The sequence below is a fragment of the Enterobacter sp. T1-1 genome (assembly GCF_000710795.1).
Lineage (GTDB): Bacteria > Pseudomonadota > Gammaproteobacteria > Enterobacterales > Enterobacteriaceae > Enterobacter > Enterobacter cloacae.
Window position 1 is genome coordinate 41,415 of the sequence record NZ_JALW01000007.1, and the last position, 22,486, is coordinate 63,900.

General features: G+C 57.7%; 12 protein-coding genes. 8 read left to right on the forward strand and 4 right to left on the reverse strand.

Annotated elements, in window-relative coordinates:
- Positions 1-12: 12 nt before the first annotated feature.
- Entirely contained in the window at positions 13-606 is a 594-nt protein-coding gene (locus AK59_RS0104000) for an L-threonylcarbamoyladenylate synthase (protein WP_013098382.1), read from the forward strand.
- Here the strand turns inward: AK59_RS0104000 and AK59_RS0104005 are convergent.
- A complete protein-coding gene (locus AK59_RS0104005; RefSeq protein ID WP_029882103.1) occupies positions 590-1,504 on the reverse strand; it encodes a LysR family transcriptional regulator in 915 nt (304 codons plus the stop codon). The two genes, AK59_RS0104000 and AK59_RS0104005, sit on opposite strands and share 17 nt — an antisense overlap.
- A 340-nt stretch (positions 1,505-1,844) precedes the next feature.
- On the opposite strand from AK59_RS0104005, the gene AK59_RS0104010 reads away from it, so the two are divergent.
- The 6 genes from AK59_RS0104010 to AK59_RS0104040 all read left to right on the forward strand — a co-directional run bounded on the left by AK59_RS0104010 (position 1,845) and on the right by AK59_RS0104040 (position 20,161).
- The gene (locus AK59_RS0104010) at positions 1,845-3,251 is read left to right on the forward strand and encodes an MFS transporter (RefSeq protein WP_081852439.1); all 1,407 of its coding nucleotides are present in this window, start codon (positions 1,845-1,847) and stop codon (positions 3,249-3,251) included.
- 359 nt (positions 3,252-3,610) lie between these two features.
- Complete coding sequence (locus AK59_RS0104020) at positions 3,611-3,967, forward strand: hypothetical protein (RefSeq protein ID WP_013098385.1); 357 nt, start codon at positions 3,611-3,613, stop codon at positions 3,965-3,967.
- Positions 3,968-4,664: 697 nt separating this feature from the next.
- Positions 4,665-15,305: a BapA/Bap/LapF family large adhesin gene (locus AK59_RS0104025; protein WP_029882105.1), complete on the forward strand. Its 10,641-nt coding sequence runs from the start codon at positions 4,665-4,667 to the stop codon at positions 15,303-15,305.
- 83 nt (positions 15,306-15,388) lie between these two features.
- Entirely contained in the window at positions 15,389-16,792 is a 1,404-nt protein-coding gene (locus AK59_RS0104030; protein WP_013098387.1) for a TolC family outer membrane protein, read from the forward strand.
- Complete coding sequence (locus AK59_RS0104035; protein ID WP_029882106.1) at positions 16,789-18,981, forward strand: type I secretion system permease/ATPase; 2,193 nt, start codon at positions 16,789-16,791, stop codon at positions 18,979-18,981. The genes AK59_RS0104030 and AK59_RS0104035 overlap by 4 nt, the downstream gene beginning before the upstream one ends.
- Positions 18,982-18,991: 10 nt before the next feature.
- Positions 18,992-20,161 carry an HlyD family efflux transporter periplasmic adaptor subunit gene (locus AK59_RS0104040; RefSeq protein WP_086528237.1) on the forward strand — a complete coding sequence of 390 codons (1,170 nt, stop codon included), beginning with the start codon at positions 18,992-18,994 and terminating at the stop codon, positions 20,159-20,161.
- A 64-nt stretch (positions 20,162-20,225) separates the two neighbouring features.
- Here AK59_RS0104040 and AK59_RS0104045 read toward each other — a convergent pair whose 3' ends face one another.
- The 3 genes from AK59_RS0104045 to AK59_RS0104055 are packed head-to-tail and all read right to left on the reverse strand — an operon-like array spanning position 20,226 to position 21,495.
- Positions 20,226-20,711: an Hcp family type VI secretion system effector gene (locus AK59_RS0104045; protein WP_029882108.1), complete on the reverse strand. Its 486-nt coding sequence runs from the start codon at positions 20,709-20,711 to the stop codon at positions 20,226-20,228.
- Between the two features lie 14 nt (positions 20,712-20,725).
- Positions 20,726-21,052 (reverse strand): DUF1493 family protein, encoded by a 327-nt coding sequence (locus AK59_RS0104050; protein WP_029882109.1) that lies wholly within the window; start codon positions 21,050-21,052, stop codon positions 20,726-20,728.
- Positions 21,046-21,495, reverse strand: coding sequence for an STM2901 family protein (locus tag AK59_RS0104055; protein ID WP_029882110.1), 450 nt, complete (start codon positions 21,493-21,495; stop codon positions 21,046-21,048). Before AK59_RS0104055 ends, AK59_RS0104050 begins: the two co-directional genes overlap by 7 nt.
- A 490-nt stretch (positions 21,496-21,985) precedes the next feature.
- Here AK59_RS0104055 and AK59_RS0104060 point away from each other — a divergent pair, with 490 nt between their 5' ends.
- Positions 21,986-22,423, forward strand: coding sequence for a hypothetical protein (locus AK59_RS0104060; RefSeq protein ID WP_029882111.1), 438 nt, complete (start codon positions 21,986-21,988; stop codon positions 22,421-22,423).
- The last annotated feature ends 63 nt before the right edge of the window (positions 22,424-22,486 follow it).

The following is a 22,486-nucleotide window of genomic DNA, read 5'->3' on the forward strand; positions in this document are numbered from 1 at the left end:
ATATCGATAATCATGTCATTTATAGACAAGGCCATTACCGTATTGCGTAATAGCGGGATCATCCTGATCCCTACCGATACCCACTTTGCCCTGGCAGCCGATCCTTACAGCCCGGATGCCGTGGAAAAACTGACGCTGTTAAAAAGATCGCCCTGTACCAGAGAGATGACGTTTTGCTTCTGCGAACTGGCGGACATATGGGAATGGGTGGATGTCAGCCCGTGGCAAAGAAGCAAAATTGAAATGCTCAGCCGGGCCTGCTGGCCCGGCACCCTTAAAATCAGCCTGCGAAAGAAACAGCGCGCCGATTTTCTTCCCGGCGCAGGCGATATTCTCCCGGTCGTCTGCGTGAAAAACAGTCAGATGCGAACCATCATCAGCCGCTTAGGCAGGCCGCTGGTGGTGATCCCGGCAGGATATCCGCAGGATGAGGGCGATCTTGTCAGTTTTACGCTCGCCCGGGAAGACATGGGAGACTGTGTCGATCTGGTTGTCCCGTCCAACTGCAAAAACCCCAGCCGTACCGCCACCACGCATATCTCTTTGCTGGATGACAAAGTCTCGATCCTGCGTCATGGCGAGCTGGATATCAGTAGCCTGCTTTGACCTCGGCCCCGGCGATCAGCTGCTGAAGTTCGTCGCTAAAGCGTTTAATGCCTGAGGTCATCGTGTTTTTATTTTTGGACAGTAGCCACACTTTATATTCATCCATCTGCCAGCCGGGTAAAAGCCGGACCAGTTTCCCGGTGGCGAGACTTTCTCGCGCAATGTAATTGGGCAAGTAAGCAATGCCGAGGCCGGAAAGCGCCATGCTGATCAGCGCCACGCTGTTGTTGCTTCTGAAGCGGCTATGAACGTCAATATTGACCTTCTGTTTCTCTTTTCTGAACGGCAGCGAAACCGTACGCGCCACACCGCGAAACAGAATGTAGTTGTGGGCCGGGAGATCGCCCGGCGTCAGGACAGGACGCATCCGGGCGATACAGTCAGGGGTGGCATAAAGCCCCCACTGGATGGAGCATAAAAATTTGGTGTGCTCATGGGTTGGCGTATCCTGCGCCACAATGATCGAGAGATCGTACTGGCTCTCTTTGATATCCACCGCTTTATCCGATAAATCGAGATCGACGTTGGCCATAATATTTCGTTCTAAGTACGCATTTAATGCTGGCACAACATACTGTTTTCCGAACGTCACCGGGGCAAGTATTTTTATTGTCCCCGCCGGTTCCTCATAATAATCCCGTATAAAGCGTTCTGCGGCGCGCAGTTCATTCAATATTTTGAAGCAGTGCTGATAGTAGCTCAGCCCCAGCTCCGTAATCTCTATTTTCCGGGTGGTGCGCTTAAGCAGCATTGCACCAATACGTTTTTCCAGCGTTGAAATATCCCGGCTAACTGATGACTTCGACATTCCCAAAGAGAGTGCGGCCTCGGTGAAGCTCAGGGTTTCGACGACACGCGCGAAAACCACCATCGGAATTAAATTCTCGATTTTTTCCATTCTACAATCTGCACCAGGTCAGCAAACATCACCCGATAATTAGTGGCAAAAGTCCTTGCTATCGTCAAGTGAAAATTTTCCAGCATTGTCGTTCTGCCCCGGTTCGATAATAACTCCGCAGCACCGCACGGCTATTTTTCACCGCCTAACAAGAATATATTTTCTTCGAAAAATGGGTTAACTCAGAGGGTGAATATCCACGCACTAAAAGAAAAATATCTGGTTTTTTATGCTTTATTTATTGCTTCTGAATACGAATTAAAAATTTAAATCCGCTGATTTCCCTCTAGCATAACGACTCAGGGTGAATGTTACGAGAGGGTTAACCGTGAGTGAATGCATAGTTTCAGGAACACAGTGGGGGGCACAAAACCCCATCCGCGAGGACGATCTTGCGGCAAGGATCGATGCCTTACCGGTTTCCGCCGGACTTTGGCGATTCATCGCCTTGCTGTCCCTTGGCGGTTTTTTTGAGCTTTACGATCTGTTTCAGACAGGCTACATCAGCGCCGGTCTCATTGCTGATGGCATCTTCCACACCGGCCAGCAGGGCGTGTTCGGTATGGCCGACCAGGCCGCGTTTGCGTCCGCGACCTTTCTGGGGCTTTTTATCGGTGCCAGCCTGCTCAGCCCCTATGCTGATCGCATAGGCCGACGCGCGACCTTTATGTATGCCCTGCTCTGGTACGGGCTGTTCTCCCTCGTCATGGCGTTTCAGCATCAGGCAGAATGGGTGATCTTTTTTCGTTTTATGGTAGGCATCGGCCTCGGCGTTGAACTGGTCACCATTGATACCTATCTGACAGAGTGGGTACCTGCTCACCTTCGCACCCGCGCCTTTGCTTTCGCCTTTTTCATTCAGTTTCTCTCGGTTCCTGCCGTCGCGCTGATGTCATGGTGGCTGGTGCCGCAGATGTGGTTTGGCTTGAGCGGATGGCGGTTCGTGGTGATCGCTGGCGCGCTGGCGTCCATCATTATCTGGCTGGTACGCAAGGGGCTGCCGGAATCTCCGCGCTGGCTGCTGCAGCAAAAGCGTTTTCTCGAGGTGAGAACCGTCATGCAGGAGATGGAAAAGCGCTGCGGCAGCGGCGAACAGACGGATTTCCCTCTCCGCGCCGGGCAGCACAACGAACAGGTTTCACTCAAGGGCAGGTTTAAAGATATCTGGTCTCCGCGCTACCGTGGCCGGGTTGCGATGCTGGTGGTGATGAATATCTTTCAGGCGATTGGCTTTTTTGGCTTCGGAAACTGGCTGCCCGCCCTGCTGTCCGGCAGCGGGACATCCGTCACGCACAGTTTGTTATACGCCTTTTTCATCACGCTGGCCTATCCTCTTGGCGCGCTTATCTGCAGCCGCTATGCCGATCGGATGGAAAATAAATGGCAAATCGTGTTGTCCTGTCTGACCACGGTCATCTTTGGTTCGCTGTTTGCGTTTCAGAGCAACCCACTGCTGCTCATTACCTGCGGCTTTTTTATTACCTGGTCCAATGCCTGGCTGACTTACAGTTACCACTCCTATCAGTCAGAGATTTTCCCCACCCGTATCCGGGCGCGAGCGGTCGGCTTTTGTTACTCCTTTAGCCGTTTATCCACCGTCTTCAGCAGTATAATTATCGGTCTGATATTGCAATATAGCGGCTCAACGGCGGTCATTGCCTTTATTGTGATCAGTATGCTGATTGTTATGCTCACCATTGGTATTTTTGGTCCCAACACGCGCGGTATCGACCTGGAAAATATTTAATTACGGTGACTAATAAAATGCCGTCTCACAACTTGTGAGCGGCATCCATGATTATTTTCGCTGCCCCGGAGATAATAACGTCGCCCCTAATAACATCGGGCGGGAGCATACCAGGAAAACATGGATGATATTTGCGCAAACAAGGAGAGAGCGATGTACAGACCCTTCACCATAGTATTTTTTATTCTACTGACGCTGGCAGCACTGGCTGAGATTGGATATCTCACGTTCGGTTAGCCTTTCGCATGAAATAGCGCCGTCATGGCCTCCACCCTTTTACAGTTTTTTCCTAAAGCCGCTTCGCTTTGTCTGTGACATGCTGAATCACGCTCATAACCGATAACGTAAATGAGGATATTATGAAAAAAACAATTATCGCATTGTCTGCCATTCTGCTGGCTTCTCCAGTATTTGCTGCGACCACACATGCAACTGATGATACCGTCGCCGCGGCGAACGCTAACGCCAACGAAGCGAAGCAAAAACTGCACGAAGAGCAGAACAAAGGTGAAGAGCTGAAGCTGAAACAGAAACATGCTGCAGAAGGTAAAAGCGAAAGCTTTGGCAGCAAGGTCAGCGAAGACTCACAGAAAGTCTGGCACAAAACCAAAGAAGGCACCGAGAAGGGTTGGGACGCCACCAAAGAAGGTGCTGAGAAAGGCTGGAACAAAACCAAAGAAGGTGCCAGCGAGCTGGAAAAGAAAGTCACTGAGTAACCGTAACACAGATAAAAAGGCCGCCTGCGCGGCCTTTTTTATTGCTTCAAATAAAGTCAGGCGTATTTTACCCCCTCACCATTCTATTAAATATCGCCTGCTAGCAGAAAATTTAACCCTGTAAAAGAATATTTTTAAAATGCGAATAAATATAATATATCTTACATCAAAAACATTACCCTATCTTAAACCGCAATTAAGCAACCATAAACAATCAATGTCAGAATACGATTAAAGTTATCACCTACCAATTATTTTCCCGCGGCGAAAACGCATAAAAAACCGACTCATCAAAAATGAATTAATCGCAAATAATCAATGACTTACAAACTTTAAATTATAAACAAAATCTATAAAGTAATGCCCTCTTCACATCCTTGCGCCATGTTTACTAAAGCTTAATTTGCATATCCAGACTTTTCTGACTATATCATTTTCATACCGTCCCGGATTAATTCCTCTATTAAATACAAGGTTATATAAAAGACAAAATCACATTGTTGATAGTTTTTCTCAAATAAATAGATTCGCTCTGATGTTGCCACTCTGCATTCTGGCGGGCATCGTTCGCGCTGAAAATAAATACGGTGAGCGCTGTTTTAAATAACAGTTACTCCGCCGGGGGCGCGCTTTACCCTTAACAGAGATGGCTCATCTTGCTCGCCGTTAACGATAACTCTGCTGGAGTACTCACTAAATGAGCCAAATCTCTGTTATATCGAAACTTACGGGTGTGGAAACCACCACGGAAGGCACTCAGGTTACGCTGAGCCATTCCTCTATCGTTGAGCTTAAGGTAGAGCGAGCCAATGTCGCTGACTTCGCCCGCAACGGTAACGATCTGGTGATCACGCTACACTCCGGCGAGGTGATTACCGTTAAAAATTTCTTCGTCACCGATGCGCAAGGGGCGAGCCAGCTGGTACTGCAGGACAGTGAGGGAGCGCTGTGGTGGATTCAGGACCCCGCCGGGGCGGCCACCTATGAATCTATTGCCTCCACTGACGTCCTGCTTGCCGCATCCGGAAGTGATGCAGGCGGCGCGGCCATCTGGCCATGGGTACTGGGTGGCATTGTCGCCGCGGGTGGCATCGCGGCGGCGGCAAGCACCGGCGGTGGCGGCGGTGGGGATGACGATGATGACAACGGCAGCAACCCCGGCACGCCGACAAACCCTTCCGATCCAGATACCACTCCGCCGAATGCGCCGTCCGGCCTGCAGTTCTCGCCGGATGGTAAAACCGTCTCCGGTACCGCCGAACCGGGCAGTACCATCACGCTGAAAGACGCCGACGGCAACGTCATCGGCACCGGTAAAACCGGCAGCGACGGTAAATTCACCATCGACCTGGGGACGCCGCTGACTAACGGCGAACAAATTACCGCCACCGCGACGGATTCCTCCGGGAATACCAGCCCGGGCACGACCATAACCGCCCCGGACACCACCGCGCCGGATGCCCCGGACATTCTGCTGGTAAATGACGATGCCGGCGACAAAGCGGGACCGCTGGAAAACGGCCAGCGCACCGATGATGCCCGCCCGACCTTCAGCGGTATCGGCGAGCCAGGCAGCACCATCACTCTCTACGATAATGGCAAGCAGATTGGCACCACCACGGTGGATGCTAAAGGTAGCTGGAGCTTTACCCCCACCACCGATCTCGCCAACGGCAGCCACACCATTACCACAACCGCAACCGATGCGGCAGGCAATACCAGCCCGGCATCCGCTGCCGTCAGTTTTGTTGTCGATACGGTTGCGCCCGGCGCGCCCACCATTAGCAGCGCAACGGACGATATTGATCCCGGCAAAGGAACGGTAAGCAGCGGAGGCAGCACTAACGATCCGCGTCCTCAGCTCTCGGGCACCGCCGAACCAGGCTCCACCGTAACCATCTATGACGGCTCTGTCGCTATTGGCACGGCGGTCACCGGCAGCAACGGCACGTGGACCTTCACGCCATCGGTCAATCTGGGTGAAAGCACCCACCAGTTCACCGTCCGGGCAACCGATGCCGCTGGCAACACCGGACCCGCCTCTCCGGTATTCACCCTCACCGTGGATCTCACCCCTCCGGCAACGCCAACGGCGATTGTACTGAGCGATGAGACCGGGGCCATTAAAGGCGCAATTACCGCAGGCCAGTTCACCGACTCCTCTGAACCACTGCTGGCGGGACGGGGAGAGCCTGGCGGCACAATCCTGGTCTATGACAAAGGTGTGCTGATTGGGCAAACCACCGTGCTGCCAAACGGCACCTGGAGTCTCAGGCCAGACAACCCGCTCGCGGAAGGCCCGCACTCGATCACCATTAAACAAACCGATGCGGCGGGCAACCAGAGCGCAGAGTCGCAGCCGGTGAACTTTACCGTCGATACCACGCCACCGGCGCTGCCCGTTATTGCCATTAACCCGGTGGGAACCCAGGTTACCGGCACCGCCGAGCCAGGCAGCAAAATCGTCATCACCAACAGCAACGGCGACGTGATTGGCCGCGCCACCACTGACGGCAACGGTAACTTTGTTGCGACCCTTTCGCCTGCACAAACAAACGGCGAGCAGCTTTCTGTGGTAGCCACTGACGCGGCGGGCAACCAGAGTCCGGCGGCGTCCCTCACCGCACCGGACACGACACCCGATATCCTCTCTGTGGTGGATGATCAACCCGGCGTCACAGGCCCCATCAGCCAGAATGGGATCACCAATGACCGCACCCCTACCCTGAACGGCACGGCGGAGCCAGGCTCGACCATCACCATCCATAGCGGCGGCGACGTCCTCGGCACGGTCGTTGTTCCATCATCTGGCCAGTGGACCTTTACGCCATCCACCCCGCTGGCCGAAGGTGCCCACGTACTGACGGCGACATCAAGCAACGGTAACGTTTCAAACGCCTGGACCATTACCATTGACGGAACGGCGCCTGATGCGCCCGCCATCACCCAGCTTGTCGATAATGTCCCTGGGGGCACCGGCCCGGTGGGTGCCAACGACACCACCAATGACGCAACGCCGACGCTCAACGGTACCGGTGAACCCGGCTCAACGATCACCATCCGTCTGGATGGCGTCGATATTGGCACCGCGGTGGTCGGTAGCAGCGGCGCGTGGACCTTTACGCCCACCACGCCGGTTGGCGACGGCACGCATACCCTGACCGCGATCGCCACCGACGTCGCCGGTAACACCAGCCCGGTATCCGGTGGATTTACTTTTACCGTTGATACCACCCCACCGCCGGTCGCGACGCTGGCAACCGTCACCGACGACGCCGGAGACGTTAAAGGCCCGCTCAGCAGCGGCGATACCACGGATGACACCCAGCCGTTACTTCAGGGGAGCGCCCCGGACGGCACGGTCATCACCGTGTATGACGGCACCACGCTGCTCGGTACCGCAACGCTCGACGGCAGCGGCGGCTGGAGCTTTACCCCTACCACGCCGCTCACCGACGGCCCGCATTCGCTGACGATCCATGCCACAGATGCCGCCGGGAATACCTCGATTTCGGATCCGTTCGAGCTGGTGATTGATACCGTCGCACCGGCCACACCGGAAACGCCAGCCATCACCGTTAACCCGGATGGCTCAGCACCCACGTCGCTGAACCCGGGGGAAACCACCCGTGATACCACGCCGACGCTGAGCGGTACCGGTAATCCGGGCGATACGGTGACGATTTACAACGGCACAGACAAAATCGGTGACGCCGTGGTGGACGGCGACGGCAACTGGAGCTGGACGCCATCCACCGACCTGCCCAACGGCACCTATGACATTACCCTGACCGTCACCAACAAGGACGGCGCGGGCAACGAAAGCGCCCCGTCCCAGCCGGTGACTATCACCATCGACACCGACGCGCCGGCCGCGCCCGCGGTCCCGGTCATTACCGACAGCGTCAGCCAGATAACCGGCCCGGTTGCCGATGGCGAAACCATCAACGATCCGCGTCCGGTACTGAGTGGCACCGGTACGCCAAACGATGTGATTACCATTTACGACAGCGTTGATGGCGGCACGCCAACCGCCGTGGGTACCGTCACGGTAGACGGCAACGGCAACTGGAGCTGGCGTCCTGAAAGCGCTATTGACGAGGGCAGCCACGAATTTACCGCTACCGCCACCGACGAGGCGGGTAACGTCTCTGACCCTTCTACGGGGATCACCATCACCGTCGATACCCTCGCACCGGATACCCCGGTGATTGGCGCCATCGCCGGTGAGCCGAATGGCGGTGTTACTACGGATACCACGCCAACCGTCGGTGGAACCGGTGTGACGGGTGAAACGGTAATCGTCTACAACAATGGCGTCGAGCTTGGACGCGTGGTTGTGGCTAACGGCGAATGGTCATTCACCCTGCCCACGCAGACGGATGGCCCGCTGAACATCACCGTTGCGGCAGTCGACGCTGCGGGTAACGTCAGCGCACTCAGCCCGGTCTTTACCGTCACCGTCGATACCACTGCACCTGAGATCCCGCTAATCAACAGCGTTGAAGACAGCCAGCTCACCAACGGGACGCTCTATACCCGCGACGGTACGCCAACACTCAACGGCACCGGCGAGCCGGGCTCCACCGTGATTGTCAGCGTGGACGGTACGCCATCCACAGTCCAGGTCACCGTCCAGCCGGACGGTACCTGGAGCTGGACCGCCGACACCACACTGCCGGAAGGCCCACACAGCTTCACCGTCTCGTCAGTCGACCCGGCGGGTAACGCTTCCGGAGACTCTGCGCCGCTTGCCGTTACGGTGGATACCGTGCTTCCGGCAGCGCCGGACAATATCAGCGTGGCCGCACAGGGTACGCCGCTGACCGGTACCGGCGAAGAGGGCACCACCATTATCGTTACAGACGCCAGCGGTAACGTGATCGGTACCGGGGTAGTCTCAGGCGGCAACTTCTCCGTGGCGCTCAGCCCGGCCCAGCAGGACGGCGCAGCGCTGACCATCACCGCCACGGATGCTGCAGGGAATCTCAGCCCTGAAGCCTCCTATACCGTCACTGGTACGCTGCCGAATCTCCCGGACGTGCCCGTCATTACGGTCATCAACGACGATACGGCCCCGGTTACGGGCGATGTGAAAGACAAAACCACCAACGACACCACGCCGACCCTTGTCGGGACAGCAGAGCCAGGCAGCATAATCACTGTCTATCAGGATGGCGTGCAGGTTCTGCTGCCAACCGTGACCGCCGATGCAAACGGCAACTGGAGCTATACGCCAGCTCTGCCGCTGGGTGAAGGAGCGCACACCTTTGAGGTCACCGCCACGCTGAATGGCGAAACCAGCGGACGTTCGCCGGTGGCGACCGTCACTGTTGATCTCACCGCCCCTGACGCGCCTGCCATTGGCGCGGTTATTGATGATGTCGGCCCGGGCACCGGTCCACTCACGGACGGGCAGACCACCAATGACAACCGCCCAACCCTGACCGGTAGCGGCACGGCGGGCGATACCATATCCATTTACAGCAACGGCACCCTGCTGGGCACCACCGTGGTCGGCCAGACGGGTAACTGGAGCTTCACGCCATCCGCGCTGGCGGAGGGCAATAACGTCCTGACCATCCGTGAAACCGATCCGGCGGGCAACCAGAGTGCGCCATCGGCAGGCTTCACCATCGTGGTTGACACCAGCTCCACCACCCCGGTGATTGTTAACGTCACCGATGATGTCGGCAACACCGCCACGACCGTGGTCAGCGGCAATACCACCAACGACGCAACGCCTACCCTCTCCGGTACGGCGGAAGCGAACAGCGTGGTGACGATCTTTGATGGCAATACGCAGATTGGCATCGTCACGGCGGACGGTACCGGCGCGTGGAGCTTTACGCCTGAGACCGCCCTCGTCGAAGGGGCGCACAGCTTCACCGTCAAGGCCACCGATCCGCAGGGTAACGTTAGCCTGTCGTCAAACGCCTGGAGCGTGGTGGTTGACCTGACGGCGCCAACGGTCCCCGTGCTGGAAACCGTCAGCGACAACGTGGCGGGCGGGATTGTCGGTAATCTCACCACCGGCCAGGTCACCAATGACACCACGCCAACGCTCAGCGGGACAGGCGCTGTCGGCAGTACCATCCACATCCTGAACAATGGCGTGGAGATCGGTACCGCACCGGTAGACAGCAACGGCAACTGGAGCTTTACCCCTAATCCGGCGCTGGGAGATGGCAGCTATAACATTCGCATCAACGCCAGCGATGCCGCCGGTAACGTCTCAGCCAACTCGCCGGTCTTCGTCTTCACGGTTGATACCGCAGGTCCTTCCGCGCCGGTGGTTACCAGTGTGATTGACGATGTCGGTCCGGTCACCGGGACGCTCACCAGCGGCAACAGCACCAACGACACAAAACCCACCTTCAACGGCACGGGCGAAGTCGGTTCAACGGTGCACATCATTGTTGATGGCAGCGAGATTGGCACCGCGGTCGTCAATGCTCAGGGGAACTGGACCTTCACCCCGGGTACCGCGCTCACCGAAGGGCCACATGCCATCACCTTCAACACCACCGATGCGGCAGGCAATACCGGCAGCACGTCGGCACCGATTAACCTGACGGTGGATACCTCCGCACCGACAGCGCCGTCCATTTTGACCGCGAGCGATAACGTGGGCAGCGTTCAGACACCGCTCTCCTCCGGGCAGAGCACGGACGACACCACCCCAACCCTTAGCGGCACAGCCGCGGCCAACGCGACCATCACTGTCTATCAGGACGGGCAGCAGGTCGGCACCGCCCAGGCTGACGGCAGCGGCGCGTGGAGCTTTACCCCGTCCACAGCGCTGGCGAATGGTAGCCACACCTGGTCCGTCACGGCCACCGATGCGGCGGGCAACGTCAGCCCCGCATCGCCTGACTTTACGCTGGTGGTGGATACCACCGCGCCTAACGCGCCGGTTATCAGCCAGGCGGTTGATGACGTGGGCACGATCACCGGCCCTGTCAGCTCCGGACAAAGCACCGACGACACCATTCCGCGTCTCGTCGGTACCAGCGAGCCGTTTGCCACGGTGAACATTTATGAAGGTACGACGCTGGTGGGCACCGGTACCGCGGATGCCAGCGGAAACTGGAGCATTCTGCTGACCACTACGCTGGCAACCGGTCCACATAGTTTTACGGCTCAGGCGACGGATGCGGCAGGTAACACCAGCGCGCCGTCAGCGACCTTCAACCTGACCATCGACACCACGCCGCCTGCGCAGCCGGTGCTGAGCAGCATTGTGGATGACGTCGGGAATGCCGCCACGCCTGTCGCCAATGGCGGATTGACCAACGACGCGCAGCCAACCCTCACCGGCACGGCGGAAGCGGGCGCGACGGTGAAAATCTTCGATAACGGCGTGCAGATTGGCAGCGTTGTCGCCACCGGCGGTAACTGGAGCTTTACGCCATCCCCGGCGCTCAGCGATGGTCAGCACAGCCTGACGTTTACCGCCACCGATGCGGCGGGCAACGCCAGCGCACCCACCAGCGGGTATGTGATCAACGTGGATGCCACCGCGCCAGCCGCACCGGTTATCAGCGCGATTGTAGACGACGTGGGCAGCGTTACCGGGCCGGTGACGGGCAATAACCCGACCAACGACACCCGACCAGCGTTGAGCGGTACCGCCGAAGCCAATGCGACGGTGCGTATCTACGACGGTAGCACGCTGGTTGGCACGGTCACCGCCGATGCCAACGGCAACTGGACGCTGGCGCAGACCACCACCACGCTGACGGAAGGTTCGCACAGCTTCACCGCCACCGCCACCGATGCCGCGGGCAATACCAGCGCGCCATCAACCGTGACCACAATCCTGGTGGACCTGACGGCACCGGGCGCACCGACCAGCCTGCAGGTGATCGCTAACGGAACCCAGGTCACCGGTACCGCGGAAGCGGGCAGCACCGTCACCATCACCAGCGGTAACGGCACGGTGCTCGGTACCGCGACGGCAGACGGTAACGGCAACTTTAGCGCTACCCTCACCACGGCGCAGACCAACGGTGAAGCGCTGCTGGTCTATGCGACCGATAAAGCCGGTAACGCTGGCGTCAGCGCCTCGGTGGTTGCGCCATCAACCAACATTCCAAATGCACCGGTTATCGCCAACATTGACGATAACGTCGGTAGCGTTACCGGAGGGCTGACCAACGGTAAAACCACCGATGACACCACGCCAACCCTGAGCGGCACCGCACAGCCGAACGCCACCGTCACGCTGTATAACAACGGCGTGTCGATGGGTACGGTAGTGGCGGATGCCAGCGGTAACTGGAGTTTTACGACCCCGGCATTAAGCGAGGGATCACACGCCTTTACCGCCACGGCAACCAACTCAGCCGGCACCAGCCCGATCTCGCTCTCGACAACCGTTATCGTCGACGTGACGGCGCCAAACGCGCCTGCCGGGACCTTTAACGCTGACGGCAGCGTATTGACCGGTACGGCGGAAGCGGGCAGCACCGTCACCATCCGCCTCGCGGACGGCTCAACGGTGACCACCACCGCAGACAGCAATGGCGCCTACAGCTACACCTTCCTCAACAAGCAGACCGAAGGCCAGACGCTGCAGATCACGGCCACCGATGCGGCGGGTAACACCTCGCAGCCGGGCTCGGTCCTTGCGCCGGTGGTGCCGCTCTCTGCCAGCAATAACGTTGAAGAGCTGGATCTCAGTACCACCGCCACCGTCACCAACAGCCAGTACAGCGACTATGGCTTCCTGCTGGTGGGTGCCGTAGGCAACGTGCTGACCCTGCTGGGCAACGATACAGCCCAGGTTGAGTTCAACGTGGGCAGCGGCGGCAGTGCGGATATTGTGGTCAATGCCAACGCCACGGGGGCGGTACTTTCGCTGCTCAACACCCTGGAGCTGGTGGTGCAGCGTTTCGATACCGTCAACAACACCTGGACCACCGTCGTGGATACCGGACAACCGCAGTTCGCCGACCTGCTGACCCTTGGGGCCACCGGCGTGTCGCTGAACCTGACCGGGCTCGCTGATGGCCAGTATCGCGTGCTGAGCTACAATACCAACCTGCTGGCAACCGGCTCGTACACTAGTCTGGATGTGGCGGTGAAAGAGACCAGCGCCGGGACCGTAACGGGCGACACCAGCCTGGACGGTAACGTGATCCTGGATACCGATCCTACCGCAGGCAGCGATAACGCCCCGGCAGGTACGACCGTCTCCGCCGTGACCAACGCGCTGGGGGTCACCACCAGCGTTAACGCCGACGGCACGGTGATTCAGGGGCAGTACGGTACGCTGACCATTAACCGCGACGGCAGCTACACCTACAACCTCACCGACACCAGTGCCGCGGTGATTGGCCGCACGGAGAGCTTCACCTACACCATTACCCATAACGGTGTCAGCGCGTCGGCAAATCTCGTGCTGTCGCTCGGTTCGGGCAGCGTGGCGAATGGCATTGTCGCCGTAGACGACGCGGCTTCCCTGACCTTCGACACCACCGTCCAGGCCATCGATAACGGCACATCGTCGCAAAGCGGCTTTACCCTGGTGGGGATCAATCTCGGCAACACGCTGGGGCTGAACCTGCTGGACGATATGACCAACCCGATCATCTACACCGTGGAGGAAGGTACAACCCGCACCATGACGATTCAGGCCTCCGTGGGGGGCGTAGCCCTGGCATCGGTGTTCGACCTGTACGTCTATAAGTTCAACAACGCGACCCAGACCTTCGAGCAGATGCGCGTTGAGCCGGGCTGGCTGCGTGCGCCGCTGCTGGGCGGCACCTCCTCGCAGCTGACGCTGAACCTGCCTGCCGGGGAGTATCTGTTCCTGCTCAATACGGCGGCAGGGATCACCGCGCTGACGGCCTACACCCTGAGCGTGCTGCAGGATCATGTCTACAGCGTCTCCAGCATCGGGGAGAGCACCACGGGGGATGTGCTGGCGAACGATCCGGTGCCGGATGGCACGGTGGTGACGGAAGTGAACGGTGTGGCGGTTAACAGCAGTGGAACAACCGACATTCAGGGAGAATACGGCACGCTGACCATTGATTCGTCCGGCCAGTACACCTACACCCTGAATAGCGGCGTGGGTGCGGACCATATCAGCACGCCGGACACCTTCGTCTATACCATTACGGCACCAAACGGCGCGAAAGATACGGGCTCGCTCAACATTACCCCAACCGCGCGGGCAATGGATGCGGTGAACGATGTCAGCACCGAGATGAGTGTCACGTCGGTACACCATACCTCGGCTTACTCTGACACCACCGTCGGCAGCGCCAGCTGGACCACCTCGTTGCTAGGTACCACCACGGGCAGCGGAAGCGGGACCTTTGTGGTGGATCCGAACACCGCCCTGCATAGCGCGTCGCTGCACTTTGACGTCGCGTCGCTGCTGGCGCTGGGCGGGCTGACGGTGAACTGGACGATCAGTGATGCCAACGGTGTTATCCGCACCGGCTCCTTCAGCGGCGGCTCGCTGCTGGGCGGCAGTATCGACGTGCCCCTGACCGGGCTGGATCTGAATGCCGGGACCTATACGCTGAGCTATACCGGCAGCGTACCCGGGCTGAGCGTGGGCAATATCACCATCACCCCGAGCGTGAACGGTACCACCTACTCGCTGACCCAGTTCGACTCCACCAGCGGCCACACCGTTGACGGCAATATCTTCGACGGTACGGATTCCGCCGGAGCGATGGATCAACTGCAGTCGGTCGATACCCGCGTGACCATTACCGGCTTCGACGGCACCACCACCACGCTGGATCCTTACACCGGCAGCACGCTGGTCAACGTCACGGGTCATTACGGCACGCTGTCGATTGGCGCAGACGGCCACTACACCTACACCCTCAACAGCGGGGTGTCGCTCTCAACCATCACGTCGAAGGAGGTCTTCAACTACACCCTCACCGATGCCAACGGCAATACGGACACTGCCACGCTGACCATCAATATGGCGCCGCAGTTCGTCAGTTCTGAGCATAACGATGTCATTACCGGCACCGCGTACGGCGATACGCTGATTTATCAGGTGCTGAACAGCACCGCAGGCAACGCCACCGCGGGTAACGTCAGCAGTACCGCCGGCGATCACTGGACCAACTTCTCGCTGGCCCAGGGAGACAAAATTGACATCGGCGATCTGCTGGTGGGCTGGAACGGCAGTGCGTCAACGCTCGGTAATTACCTGCATGTGACGAACAGCAATGGCAGTACCGTGATCGCCATCGACCGTGACGGTACAGGAAGCACCTATACCAATACCACGCTCGTGACGCTTGATAACGTCCAGACCACCTACGACGAGTTAGTTAACCAGCAACACATCGTGACCTGATAGCACCTGTAGTACCTGACCCGGGCGCACTGCGCCCGGGCATAAACAATAAAGCTGTACTTATTTTTTATTAGGGACATGACATGGGAAAGATGATGCCTTACTGGTGGCTCTCGTGCTGCCTGATATCTGTGCCCGCACTCTCCGCTAATCCGGCGGCGATGATTAATACCGGACAACTTCGCGAAACGCAGGAACTCCCCTCCCTGAATGGCCGCGTGGCGCCTGTGGCGGGCAACGCCGCCCCCGGCACGCTGCAGCTTGGCGACGCCGTCAACCGCGCCGTCACCTGGCACCCGGCCATCAGTGAAGCGGTAGGAAAACTCTACCAACAGAGTGAAGAGGTGGACGTCGCCAAATCGAAATACTACCCGCAAATTAACGCCGGTATGGACAATGGCTATACCCATGACGGCGACGATAATGGCTTTACGCCATCGCTGGTGCTCTCTCTTTCCCAGATGCTGTACGACTTTGGCAAGGTGGCAAGCCAGGTGCGTGCCGAAAACGCCGGGGTTGCCCAGCAGCAGGCCAACGTGCTGGTGAGCATCGACACCATCGCCCACGATACCGCCATCGCCATGGTGGAAGTGCAAACCTGGCAGCAGATGGTCGATACCGCCAAAGAACAGCTCGACGCCCTCTCCTCCATTGGCAAGCTGACCCGCCAGCGTAACGACGAAGGGGCCACCTCGCTCTCTGACGTGGTGCAGACCGATGCCCGTATCGAAGGGGCCCGCGCCCAGCTCATGCAGTACCAGGCCAGCCTCGACAGCGCCCGCGCCACGCTGATGAGTTTTCTCGGCTGGAACACCCTCAACGAGGTGGGCAACGATTTTCCGCAAAAGCTGGCCCGCAGCTGTGATATCGCCGAACCGGACGATCGTCTGGTGCCAGCGGTGTTAGCGGCCTGGGCGCAGGCGAACGTTGCGCAGGCCAACCTTGATTACGCCAACGCCCAGATGACCCCGACCGTCTCGCTGGAGCCGGAAGTGCGTCACTACCTCAACGACCGCTATGCGGGTAACGAAACGCGGGATCGCACGCAATACTCCGCGTGGGTGAAAGTGCAAATGCCGCTCTATCAGGGCGGCGGCCTCACCGCCCGGCGTAACGCTGCCGGACACGCCGTGGAAGCGGCGCAATCCACCATTCAGCGCACCCGCCTTGAGGTTCGCCAGAAGCTGCTTGAGGCGCGCAGTCAGGTGATGAGCCTGCTCAGCACCCTGCAGATCCAGGGTCGTCAGGAGGCGCTCAGCGCCCGCACCCGCGAGCTGTATCAGCAGCAGTATCTTGACCTTGGCTCACGCCCGCTTCTCGATGTGCTCAACGCCGAGCAGGAGGTCTACCAGGCGCGTTTCACCCAGCAACAGACCCTTGGCCAGCTGCATCAGCTGCAGCTCAACTGCCTCTACAACACCGGGCAGCTGCGCCATGCGTTCGATCTTGATAACCGCACCATCCAGACCGTGGAGATCCAGCCATGAAAGAGCGTGATATGCCGCAAGCTGAGCCCATGACGGATGATGCCCTGGCCCAGTGGGCGCAGGCCTTTGGCTTTATTGCCACGCGCTACCGCGTCGCCTGCTCTCCCGGCGCGCTGCTGGCAGGCGCACCGTGGCTGAAAGGCAAACCGATGGTGCCCGCCCTCACCCAGCTCGCCCGTGAGGCGGGGCTGTCGTTTCAGCTGCTTACCGCCAGCCAGCAGTCGATCAACAGCTGGCGTCTGCCGGTGGTGGTGGCGCTAAACGACGGCAGGGTTGGCGTGATCGAACATTTCGACGGCGACGATACGCTGGAGGTCAGCTTCTTTGACGACCAGACCTACACCAACCGTTTGTCGATGACGGCGATGCTGCCCGCCATCCGCCACGTCATCGCCCTGCGTCCGCTGGCAGCGCTGAAGGACAGCCGCGTGGACGCCTATATCTCAAAATACCGCCCGGACTGGCTCTACCGGCTGGGGATGCGCGACCTGCGCCCCTACAGCTGGGTGATGCTCGCCGCGCTGTTTATCAACGTGCTGTCGCTCTCCGGGATTGTCTTTTCCATGCAGGTGTACGACCGGGTGATCCCCGCCCAGTCCTACCCGACGCTGTATGTATTGACCATCGGGGTGCTGATCGCCACCCTGTTTGGCTTCGTGTTGCGCGTGGCGCGCGGGCACATTATGGATCTGCTGGGTAAACGCTCGGATCTGCGCGTTTCGGATCGCGTGTTCGGTCACGCCCTGCGGCTACGCAACAGCGCGATCCCACGCTCTACCGGCAGCTTTATCTCCCAGCTGCGCGAGCTGGAGCAGATCCGCGAGATGGTCACCTCCTCCACCATCTCGACGATTGTCGATCTGCCTTTCTTCTTACTGTTTGTGGTGGTGCTGGCGATTATCGCCCCGCAGCTGGCGTGGATCGCCCCGGTGGCGGCGGTGATCATGGTTCTGCCCGGCCTGCTGCTGCAGAAGAAACTGGCGGAGCTGGCGAAACAATCCGCCCATGAATCGACCCTGCGCAACGCGGTGCTGGTAGAAAGCGTGCAGGGGCTGGAGGACATCAAGCTGATGCAGGCGGAAAACCGCTTTTTGCAGCAGTGGAACAGCTATATCCAGATCACCGCGGAATCTGGCCTGCGTACCCGCGAGCTGACGCAGAATCTGATCAGCTGGGGGATGACCATCCAGAGCCTGGTTTACGCCGCCGTGATCGTGGTTGGCGCACCGATGGTGATCGACGGCACGCTGACCACCGGTTCGGTGGTCGCCGCCTCGATGCTGGCCTCGCGCATGATCGCCCCCATGGCGACGCTGTGCGGCGTGCTGGCCCGCTGGCAGCAGGTGAAAGCGGCAAAAGAGGGGCTGGACAGCATTATGCAGTTACCTACCGAGAACCAGCGCGAGGAGACGCCGATCCGCCAGGACGTGCTGCGCGGTCACTACCTGTTCGAGCAGGCGCAGTTTCGCTATCACCCGGAGGATCCGCGCATGGCGCTGCGCATCAACCGCCTGGAGATCAAGCCCGGTGAGAAAGTGGCGATCCTCGGGCGTAACGGCGCGGGCAAATCAACCCTGCTGCAGGCGATGGCAGGCGGGATGGATCTGGCGGGCGGCGAGCTGCGGCTCGACAACCTCAGCCTGCCGCACCTCGACGTCGCCGACGTCCGGCGCAACGTCGGCTTTATGACCCAGAACGCGCGGCTGTTTTACGGCACCCTGCGGGAAAACATCACCCTCGGCATGCCGCGCGCCACCGACGAGGAGATTTTCGCCGCACTGGAGTTAACCGGCGCGGCGAGCTTTGTGCAGAAGCTGCCGAAGGGGCTGGACTATCCGATCATGGAGAACGGCGTGGGGCTCTCCGGCGGCCAGCGGCAGTCGATCCTGCTGGCGCGCATGCTGCTGCGCGACCCGAATATCGTCCTGATGGACGAACCCACCGCCTCGCTGGATGAGCATACCGAACGGGAGTTTATCCAGCGTCTGAGCGCCTGGCTCGGCCACCGTACGCTGATCGTCGCCACCCATCGCGTGCCGGTGCTGGAACTGGTCGAGCGGGTGGTGGTGCTCAAGGAGGGCATGCTGGTGATGGATGCCCCGAAAGCGCAGGCGCTGAACAACAGCCGCATGCAACAACAGCAGGCAGCCGCCGCAAGGGAGTGGAAAAATGAAAATCAGTCAGCGTGATGCCGCGGCAATGGACGATCTGGATAATGCGCTCGGTTCTGAAAGCGGCTACACCGGCGCGCGACGAATCGTGATCCTCTCTCTGCTGCTGTTTATCGTCCTCGGGATCTGGGCCTGGTTTGGCGTGCTGGATGAGGTCTCAACCGGTACCGGCAAAGTGATCCCCAGCTCGCGCGAGCAGGTTTTACAGTCGCTGGACGGGGGGATCCTCACCGAGCTGAACGTCCACGAGGGCGATCAGGTACAGGCCGGACAAGTGCTGGCGCGCCTTGATCCCACGCGTTCAGAATCAAACGTCGGCGAAAGCGCGGCACGCTATCGCGCCTCGCTGGCCTCCAGCGCGCGCCTGTATGCCGAGGTGAACGATCTGCCGCTTAAATTCCCCCCTTCGCTGAAGGAATGGCCGGAGCTGATTGCGGACGAAACGCGGCTCTATAACTCCCGCCGCGCGCAGCTTGAGGATACCCAGCGGGAGCTGCGTGCCGCGTTAGATCTCGCCAATAAGGAGCTGGCGATCACCCAGCGGCTGGTCAAAACCGGGGCCGCCAGCCACGTAGAGGTGCTGCGCCTGCAGCGGCAGAAAAGTGACCTGGAGCTGAAGCTCACCGACGTGCGCTCGCAGTATTATGTTCAGGCGCGCGAGGCGCTCTCCAAAGCCAACGCGGAGGTGGATATGGTCTCGGCGATCCTGAAAGGCCGTCAGGATTCCGTCACGCGCCTGACGGTGAAATCGCCGGTGCGCGGGATCGTGAAAAACATCAAGGTCACCACCATCGGCGGCGTGATCCCACCCAACGGCGAGCTGATGGAGATCGTGCCGGTGGACGATCATCTGCTGATCGAAACCCGCCTCTCGCCGCGCGATATCGCCTTTATCCATCCGAACCAGGAAGCGCTGGTCAAAATCACCGCCTACGACTACGCCATTTACGGCGGGCTGCACGGGGTGGTAGAGACGATTTCCCCGGACACCATCCAGGACGAAGCCAAGCCGGAAGTGTTCTATTACCGGGTGTTTATCCGCACCAGCCAGGATTACCTGGTGAATAAAGCAGGCAGGCACTTCTCAATTGTGCCGGGGATGATTGCGACGGTGGATATTAAAACCGGAGAGAAAACGGTGCTGGATTATATGATTAAGCCGTTTAACCGGGCGAAGGAAGCGCTGAGGGAGCGGTGATCTTTGCAGGATGAACAGGGCATGCCTCCACTCTATTTATAGAGCGGAGGCAGTTTGTTGCACTTCAAACCGTAGCTCGCTCATTCCAGGCATCGGAGTATTGAATATTTCCATCAACATAACGCCATGTGATTTTCTCGTAGCGCAGTTGAATGCTTTCCATGTGCCCTGTTCCCGGACAGTTACGTGTATCGTGCATAATTGGCGTAATAGAAACAACTTTTACACTTTCCAGTAAAATATTGAAGTATTCAACTTCCTGCCCTGCATCATTAATGTGGTACCACTTTACCTCTGCAGATTTGAGAGTTTGCCCTGTTGCAACAGCCCGATAAAGATAGGGGGATGCGCTGTCAATTTCTTTTTCAAACAGGAAAGGAGCGTGCTGACGTGTTCCGGTGAGTCTTCCTGTTGTCCCATCAACCGGGATACTTAAATTATGTGTCAAACCACGTAATTCAATACTCCCTTCTCTATGTTCTACGTCAGATGACCCCTTAATCAGATTCCCTGCATCATCTTTTAGCCATAAATGGACCGGTACAGCCATCATTTTCCTCCTTATTAATCATATAACCATCTTCCCGCTTTCGCAGATTCGGCGAACATCCTCACCGTTAAAGGCTTAGAAATTTGCTTTACGGGTTTATCCGTAAACCATTTTCGAAAAAACCATGTGTGAAACCATGGGTAATAGGCATTGTAATTCATCAGCGTTATATCAATATTGAATCGTTCGCTGAATTTATCCATACAGATGGCTAAATCATCATCCTCTGCATAGTCTTGTAAAATATCATCTAACTGCAAAGGTATGAGCTTGCCGGTAAATGTACCCATAACGGGCAATTCATTCTGAAAAAAATCCAAAACCTCTTGTTCAGTTACCATATCCGGTCTTTCTTATGAGCAATCGTGTTATACATTTTAAGTGTCTTATAGCATATTTGAGCCAAATCGCTGGCTACCAATGTCCAGCCAATCACTGGCAGGCCTCTCCCGACAAAGGCCCCCAAATTTGTCACATACTTAGGTTTTAAAGTGGCAATGCTCGCTTCAGTTAACGTCGGTAATCTTACAGGTAACTCTACATTGAGATATTGACGTAAATATTTTGATGCTATAGATGTTCCTGCTGTTGTTCCGTAGGGCTTATTTCTGGTCTTTAATATCGGCAATCCTAAAATGATACAACTCATTGTTAGTGCATCCTCTATGCCGCCAAACTGCTCTTCAATTTTATCTAACAAAATCCAGAAAAACAGTTCACCAGCCGATATGTTGCAAATTCCTTTATAGAAGTAGGTTCCATTAAGCGCCTCGACGGTATCCATACACACCTTCATAGCCATTCTTATTAAGAATAAATACCATACGCCACTTTGACCGCAATGTTGATAAAATAGACCTTTATAAATTCCTAATTTTATAAACCGGCAGTATTATGTGCGGCGGAAAATATTGGCTCATCAGGTGAAACATTTTTGGCTTGAACGCATTCCTCATTTTCCATTTTTTCTGAAGCAGCCTCGCAGAATGTAACTTATCCCTTCATCCCTACTTTTTCTAACGGCTTTTCGGGCGTATGTTCCTCCCACGCCAGCAAAATCTGGCGTCGGGATTGGCATCCCGGTTAAACTTAATGGCGGCGTAAGCTCTTGTTGCGCCGTGCGTCTGGCTACATTCCAATGGTGGGCTGGGCGGGGGCGTCGCAAGACGCGCCGGTGTCCATTAAGGCCGGTAATGCCAACTCCGTTCAGTCCTGCCACCCGGGAAATTGGCATTTCTCTGGCAGTGTCTTAATCACTTAATGGAAACTGTCATATGACCACCAGTAACGCACTTTTCACGACCCCTTTCGACTGCAACACCGACTTCATCGATCTTGCCGACAATTGCCAACGCTATTGCGAAGCGCTGGTAGAAGAGACCAATCCCGCGAGAAAAATAGCCCTCTGCGGTCGTCTTGCCTCGACTTTTGCCCTGCTCCGCCCAATGCTGCTGGAGCCTATCCTTGAGCACTTACAGGAACGTCTCACCGTCGATCGATTTCCCGAACGTGAGCCTGTATTCAACACCGAATCCGACCAGCTCTGCCGCTACTGCGAGGAAATTACCCAACTGTTGATGACTGACGCGCTCACGCCCGGATCCGCACGCGTGATGGGGGATTTGCTCTTTGAACTCACTGGATATTTTGCCGACCAGCTAAAAGCCCCGCGCTGGCTGAGGACGGAGGCTGGAATCGCGTTGCTGGGTTGAGGTGGTTTTCTCCCTCTCCCTGTGGGCTGAGGGATCCCCAGTAATATGGTCATGCCACCATGA